This is a genomic window from Sediminibacterium salmoneum NBRC 103935 (assembly GCF_000511175.1).
Classification (GTDB): Bacteria; Bacteroidota; Bacteroidia; order Chitinophagales; family Chitinophagaceae; genus Sediminibacterium; species Sediminibacterium salmoneum.
Genome location: NZ_KI866530.1, coordinates 599,362 through 606,990, shown reverse-complemented (window position 1 = coordinate 606,990; position 7,629 = coordinate 599,362). Strand labels below are relative to the sequence as shown.

The following is a 7,629-nucleotide window of genomic DNA, read 5'->3' as shown; positions in this document are numbered from 1 at the left end:
AATAACCATTCTTTCAGAAGAAACGCCAAACAGTCCGCATTGGGGGAATCTGTTTTTGCATGAGCCTTCAGCTACTGTAAAAAACGATGGTTCCGGTGCGCTCTCCTTTTCAGGACAAAAATATCGGTCCAATGCTTTTTATATTGATGGGGTTTTGCAAAACGATCCTTTCGGACTTTCTCCCAGTGGAATTCTGAATGGCGAAAACGGACAAGGTCCGGTTGCCATGGAAAGCATAGAGCAGATAACACTTAGTAAAAATCCTTATGACGCTTCCCTGGGAAACTTTACCGGTGCTGTAGTGCAGGTGGTAACCCAAAGAGGTTCTAATTTACCCAGACAGGAAATTTATTTTCACTCCAAAGCCAACTACCAGCAATACAATCATACAGGTATTAATTTAAGCGGACCTGTAAAACGCAATACCATTTTCTTTTTTCTAAATACAGAGTTTCTCTCTTCACGGGTTTTGTTTCCTTACGACAGCAGTTATTATGAAGGTGAAACCCGGTCTGTTGAAAAACTAAACAGGTTCAGGCAAACCATGATGGAACAATTTTCTTACGATCCCGGAATACCCGATCAACTGGCTACCTACAGAAACAATAAAATCTCTCTTAGAATGGATGCAGAAATCAATAAACAAAACCGATTAAGCCTTACCCTAAGGTGGAATCAGAATAACAGAGAACAGGCTTATCCGCCCAATGCACGCATACTTTCTTTCTCTAATAATATAAAACGATTAGAACAACAACAAGTATCCATTAGTCTGGAATGGAATAAAAAAGTATCCGGCACAATACAAAACAGACTGTCACTTTACTTCAATCAACACCATAGAAATACACTTCCGAAAATACAGGGCTATCCAACTCTCCGTATACTGGATGGAGAAGGAATGATTGTTGTGGGAGCCAATGAAGAATCGTATCAGAATGTTTCGCAACAAAGAAGTATTCAACTAATCAATCGGCTACATCAATTGTTGGGCCGGCATTTCCTGGAAGCAGGAATTGATTTGCAATACCACGAACTCCGGAATAATTTTATACCAAACGGGCATGGCAGTTATTTCTATTACAGCATCAGCGATTTAGTACAAAACAGAAGGCCGGCAGAGTTTTCTATCAATCAAATAAAAGGGGGAGCAACTGCAGGTAATTTCCTTTCTGCCATGCACCTGATCCGGAAGGCCCTGTTTCTCAATTACAAAACATCCATTAACAATTACCTGCACATTCAGGCTGGTATAAGGCTGCAAAAAGAATATTTTATCAACCCTCCGGAAACTGATTCCTTTACGCAGGCGGTTGCAATACCCATTGTTGGATCTTATTACCATTCTGGTCCTTTGTATTCCGGAAAACTTCCCCGCTTTAACTGGAGCATTGCTCCAAGGATACAGTGGATTTGGAGAATCCCCCGATGGAATAGTATCTTGAAAATAGGAACCGGAATTTTCATTGGGACCATCCCTAACGCATGGCTTTCCGGAATACAGAGCAATAACGGAAATAAAATTGCCGCCATTAATGCAAAAGGGTCACAACTCAATGCTTTTTATTTTACTCCTCCCTCCTACAATGGAACTGCCCAACTACCCTTGAATTATACTGAAACAAAAGGTGCCATTTATTTAAGCAGTGAATCTTTAAAACTACCTGCCATCTGGAGAACCAATTTTAGCTGGGAACAAAAAATAAATCCTTCACTCTCGCTTGAAATGGAATTTCTGCATTATCTGCAGAATACAGAAACCGGATTTACCAATATCAATATCACAAAGCCTAATTACCGGTTATCCGGCGCCGACCAGCGCTGGATCTATCATCCGAATATGCCCCATACTATTCATCTTCAGCCCAATTCGGATAATCCTTATCAGCAGATTCTGCTGATTCACAATAAAGACAGTATAAAATCGCGGGGCTATCAGATGCAGTTACAACTCTTTTACAATAAAGAGCCAATAAGTCTTATACTAAGTTACTCCTATGGAAAATCCTATGCATTGTTCGATGGAAATTACAGCAACACGCTGCATTACTGGCGATTACAGGAAAATATCAACGGCAGAAATAATCCGGTACTGGCCATTTCAGATTTCAGTCAGGGGCATCGGATCCATGCTACCATTCATTGGCAAAGTCAGACAAACAGAAAACAAAAACCAGGTTTTCTCTTCATTATACCGGCCAGCAAGGACAACGATTCAGTTATGTTTATGGCGAAAACAATCTGTCCGGAGATGACCCGACTGCAGTAGGATACGACTTGATTTATATTCCCAAAAAAGATGAACTCGCTTCCATGATTTTTAAACCAGCCATATTCAAGGGCTGGTATTATGGTGCAGAAGACCAACGAAGGGCACTGGATTATTTTATTGATCAAGAGCCTTATCTCCGGAATAACAGAGGAATGTATGCACAAAGAAATGGCAGCGCTGCACCCTTTTTTCACCGGGTAGACGCAACTGTTCAAAAACAATTTTTTCCAAAACTTCAGCATATAAAACTAAAAATGACCCTGACATTTGAAATCATCAATCTACTGGGATTAATCAATTCAAAATGGAGCAGGGAATGGCTGGTTCCCGGTAGCCGTGTTCCCTTGATTAAATGGGAAGGGTGGGCCGATGCAGCCAATGCTGTTCCTCAATATTCATTTGATCCGGGATGGCTGAATACCGGCCTTTTTGAACCCAATTTTCAGCCAGGCAACCATAAAACGGGAAATTGGCAATTTCAGACCAGTCTTAGGTTAAGTTTTTATTAACAAACACTTGTTTTACAAGTAGGATTATATATAGGAAAAAAGTGGCATAAATATATGTAAATCAGGTGTTTATGCCATCTAATTACTATTAACTGCCGGAAATGATGTTTATAACCCCATTGTAACGGGTATATTATTTTAACAAGATTTTGGGGACAAAGAGGTTTAGTTGGATATTTGCAGCACAAAACCAAGATTATGAGAATTTTTAAAAGAATTTCAATGATTATGGTTGCCGTATTAGCAACTTTGATTACAACCGCTCAGGTTACTACGAGTAGTATCACGGGGGTTGTAAAAACTGCTGATGGGCAACCCGTTGAGGGCGCAAGCCTTGTGGCTGTTCACACGCCATCTGGTACCCAGTATTCTACTTTAGCCAAAAAAGGCGGTGTATTTACCCTTGCAGGTCTAAGAACCGGAGGTCCTTATACACTTAAAATCAGCTTCACCGGTTTAAAGGTAGAAACAGTAAATGATATCTATCTTTTATTGGGTGAACCATTTGTAATTAATCCTACACTTCTGGATGAATCTAAAGTGTTGAGTGAAGTAGTGGTTAATGCATTGAAGAAAAAATCCAGCGGAGATAAATCCGGAGGTGCTTCAACCGTAATCAACCAGCGTATGTTAGGATCTATGCCTACTATCAGCCGTAGCATTACCGATTTTACCCGTGTAACTCCACAGGCAAACGGTACCAGCTTTGCAGGTAGAGACGGAAGATTCAACAACACTCAGGTAGATGGTGCCAACTTAAACAACAACTTTGGTTTAAGTTCAGATCCGCTTCCTGGTGGTGGTGCAAGTCCTATTTCAATTGATGCAATTGAAGAAGTTTCTGTAAATATTGCTCCATTCGATGTAAGACAGTCTGGTTTTACCGGTGCTGGTATTAACGCTGTAACCAAAAGCGGTACCAACACTTTGAAAGGATCTGTTTATGGTTTATACAGAAACCAGGATTTTAACGGTCTGAATGTAGGTAACGCAAAATTGCCTGCTCAGGTTAAATCTAGCAACAAGATCTTTGGTGCTACTTTAGGTGGTGCTATTATCAAGAATAAATTATTCTTCTTTGCTTCTTATGAAGAGGAAGAAAGAAGTCAGCCTGGTATCGCTTTCAGCCCAAGAGGTGGTTCTGGAAACGGTAACGTAAGTAACACCAGTGTAGACTCTTTAAATAAGTTTGCCAATCATTTAAGAACAGCTTACGGATACGATCCGGGCGCGTTTGATAACTTCCCTAACTTTGCTACCAAGAACACCAAGATTCTTGCAAAGATTGACTGGAATATCAACAACAACCATAAGTTAACTTTAAAATACTCTGATTTAGTTAACAACAACGATCAGCAATTGAATGGTTCTAGTATTCCTAACAACCCTTCCTTTACTCCTGCTGGTTCTGGTGGATCAATCAGCCGTTTACCTAACAACCGTTTCAGCTTGAACTCAATGTCTTTTGAAAATTCAAACTACAAGTTCAAGGACATCGTTAGAACCGGTTCTATTGAATTGAACTCTAACTTCAATGGCAAGTTCTCTAACCAGTTCATTGCTACTTTCTCTAAAATTCAGGCTACAAGAGCAGTTGCGGGTGGTATCTTCCCAACCATTGATATCTTCAATAACAATGGTCAGAACTATATGTCTGCGGGATCTGATCCTTTCACCAGAAACAACGACGTTAAAAACGACATTTTCAACGTAACCAACAACTTTACCTATTATGCAGGTAAGCATACTTTCACTGCAGGTGCTACTTACGAGTATCAGCGTGTAGGTAATATGTTCATGCCAGGTTCTGCAAGCTACTATGCATTCAATTCTTTGGATGATTTTATCAACAACAGAAGACCTGCTGCTTTCTCTTATACTTTCTCTTTAGATCCAAGCAAGCCAGCCGTATATGCAGCTGATTTAAAAATTGGACAATTAGGTGTTTACCTTCAGGATGAATACAACGTAAACGAAAACTTCAAATTGACTTATGGTTTGCGTGTAGACAAAGTAATCTTCCCTGAAGCTCCATTGGAGAACCCTAATATTTCTGCTTTATCATTCCCTGACAGAAATGGAGTTCCAACCAACTTCAAGACCAGCGAATGGCCTAAGCAAAACACTATCTATTTCTCTCCAAGAGTAGGTTTCCGTTACAAAATTGATGAAGAGAACATTGTGGTACGTGGTGGAACCGGTTTATTCACTGGTAGAATACCATTTGTATACTTAACCAATATGCCGAGCAACAGCCAGATGTATCAGGCTAGCCAGGCAGTAACCAACCCTGCTTTATTAGGCAACTTCCTTTTCAATCCTAATCCGGATGCTTACAGAGGAAGCTTCAGCCCGGTTGCTGGTGTTTTAGCAAACAATGCTAACATCGTATTAATGGACAAAGCTTTCCGTTTCCCTCAGGTTTGGAGAAGCAATATTGCTATCGACAAGAAATTGGGTAATGGCTGGGCTTTAACTGTTGAAGCTTTAATCACCAAGGATATCAATGCGGTGGTTATGAGAAATGCCAACCAGAAAGCTCCTAATTCTCAATTGAACGGTGGCGGAGATACAAGACCAAGATATGCAACTAATAGTAACGCTGACAGAAGAATCTACAGCAATATCGGTTCTGCAATCGTACTTGAAAATGCCAGCAAAGGAAACAGTGGTTCTTTAACTTTCATGGTTAGCAAAACTTCTACCAAAGGATTCTCTGGTATGTTGGCTTACACCATGAGCTATGCAAATGAACTAACTTCTAACCCAGGTAGCCAGGCAACTTCTACATGGCAGAGCAACCCTACTACGGGTACTCAGAACGATTTACAATTGTTCAACTCAGCTTATGTAACTCCACACAGAATCATTACCAATATGTCTTACAAGTTTAATACTGGTAAGCATTTAGCAACAACCATTGGTTTGTTTGGTGAAATTGCCAGAGGTAATAACTTCAGCTACACTTACAACGGTGACATCAACAACGACGCAAACAACTCTGACTTGATGTACATTACTACCAATCCAATCTTCGTTGCACAAACTGCAAGTGGTGGTAACCCTGCAAGATCAGTTGCTGAACAGGAAGCTGCATGGGTACAGTTTGTAAACAACACTCCATACTTACTTAAGAACGTTGGTAAATATGCAGGTCGTAACGAAGTTTACCTTCCTTGGGTTGCCCGTTTCGACTTAAGAGTGGTTCAGGATATCATGGCAAATATTGGTGCACGCAAGCACACTTTACAATTGACTGCTGATATCTTCAACGTAGGTAACCTGTTATTCAAAACAGCTGGTGTAAGACAAATTGCTACAACTACTCAGCCTTTGATCTTCAGAGGTGTAGATGCGCAAGGTCGTCCTACTTTCAACTTACAGCAACAAGGCGGCCAATTGGTTACCAAGCCTTGGCAAAACAACCTAAGCTTAGCCAGCACATGGTCTATGCAATTAGGTGTACGTTATATCTTCTAATTAAGATTAACAGCTATAGAAAAAGCCCCGGGTATAACTCGGGGCTTTTTTATTAACCATTATGCCTCGTCCTAAAATAAGTTGACACAAAAGTTGACTTATGCAGAGTAACAATTATTTAAAGAGAACCCAAAGGGACTACAGCTTATCCTTTAAACTTCAGGTAGTTGATGAAGTTGAAAAAGGGCACTTAACCTGGAAACAGAGTCAAAAGAAGTATGGCATCCAGGGAAGAAGTACCGTTTTGGTATGGTTAAGAAAACACGGAACTTTAGATTGGACTAGTAAATCTCCCATGAAAAAGAAAGCACCACCGAAGACGTACATATCGCAATTGGAAGCAAAGATCAAACGGCTTGAAGCAGAGAAAGAGATATTAAATAGAGCCATAGATATTGCCGATGATATGTTCGATACTGAGATTAGAAAAAAGTTCTTACCCCTGTCACAAGCAGCTTCCGACAAACAGGGGGAAAAAGAAGAGAATACAGCGTCGGAAGAATAGCATTAGTCTTAGGTTACAGTCGTCAAAATGTATACAAGCAGCAAAAAGATAGGATAAAAAAGACGTTAACACTAGAGGCTGTCAAAAAGCTAGTGGATAGGGAAAGAAAACAACTGCCTAGAATTGGAACCCGCAAAGTATACTATCTGATTAAAGAAGATTTACAGAAGAATGGACTGAAGTTTGGTCGGGATAAGCTCTTTGGCTTAATGCGTCATTATGGGTTACAAATCAATCCCCGTAGGCGCTACACACAAACAACCATGAGTAAACATTGGCTAAGAAAATGGCCTAATCAAATCAAGGGGAAAACAATAAATCATCAGGATGAAGTTTGGGTAAGCGATATAACATACATCAAGACAGAACAAGGAAATTGTTATTTGAACATGATAACGGATGCCTACAGCAGAAAAATCATGGGCTATGCTGTTGAAGATAATATGGAAACCGAAAGTATGATTGAAGCCTTGAAAATGGCTGTAACACAACGAAACAACCCAAGTATGTCAACCATCCATCATTCAGACAGAGGATTGCAATATTGTAGCAAGGAATATGTGCTAATGACAGCAAAAAATAATATACAATTAAGCATGACAGAAAATGGAGACCCTTACGAAAATGCATTAGCCGAAAGAATGAACCGTACCATAAAAGAAGAATTTGGAATGGATCGGAAATTGAAAAGTAAAGAACAGGTCAAACAGTTAGTTCAAGAAAGTGTATTTTTATATAACAACAAAAGACCACATCTAGCACTTCAAATGAAAACGCCAGATCAGGTCTACAACAAAAAAATCCCGGCTACCTGAGGCAACCGGGACTTATTTTAAAACTGTCAACCTATTTCAGGACAATTC

At 40.0% G+C, this 7,629-nt stretch carries 5 protein-coding genes; all 5 read left to right on the top strand.

The annotated features are described in order from the left end of the window. On the top strand, positions 1 to 2,269 hold a 2,269-nt coding region (locus P767_RS0103040), incomplete at its 5' end, for a TonB-dependent receptor (protein WP_172637504.1). Positions 2,270 to 2,313: 44 nt separating this feature from the next. Beyond that, the gene (locus P767_RS18455; protein ID WP_172637503.1) at positions 2,314 to 2,781 is read left to right on the top strand and encodes a hypothetical protein; all 468 of its coding nucleotides are present in this window, start codon (positions 2,314 to 2,316) and stop codon (positions 2,779 to 2,781) included. Positions 2,782 to 2,979: 198 nt separating this feature from the next. After that, positions 2,980 to 6,261 (top strand): TonB-dependent receptor, encoded by a 3,282-nt coding sequence (locus tag P767_RS0103030; RefSeq protein ID WP_051417038.1) that lies wholly within the window; start codon positions 2,980 to 2,982, stop codon positions 6,259 to 6,261. A 100-nt stretch (positions 6,262 to 6,361) separates the two neighbouring features. Further along, on the top strand, positions 6,362 to 6,766 hold the full coding sequence (locus tag P767_RS19125; protein WP_026751455.1) for a hypothetical protein: 405 nt from the start codon (positions 6,362 to 6,364) through the stop codon (positions 6,764 to 6,766). Next, entirely contained in the window at positions 6,763 to 7,581 is an 819-nt protein-coding gene (locus tag P767_RS0103020; RefSeq protein ID WP_026751387.1) for an IS3 family transposase, read from the top strand. Before P767_RS19125 ends, P767_RS0103020 begins: the two co-directional genes overlap by 4 nt. The last annotated feature ends 48 nt before the right edge of the window (positions 7,582 to 7,629 follow it).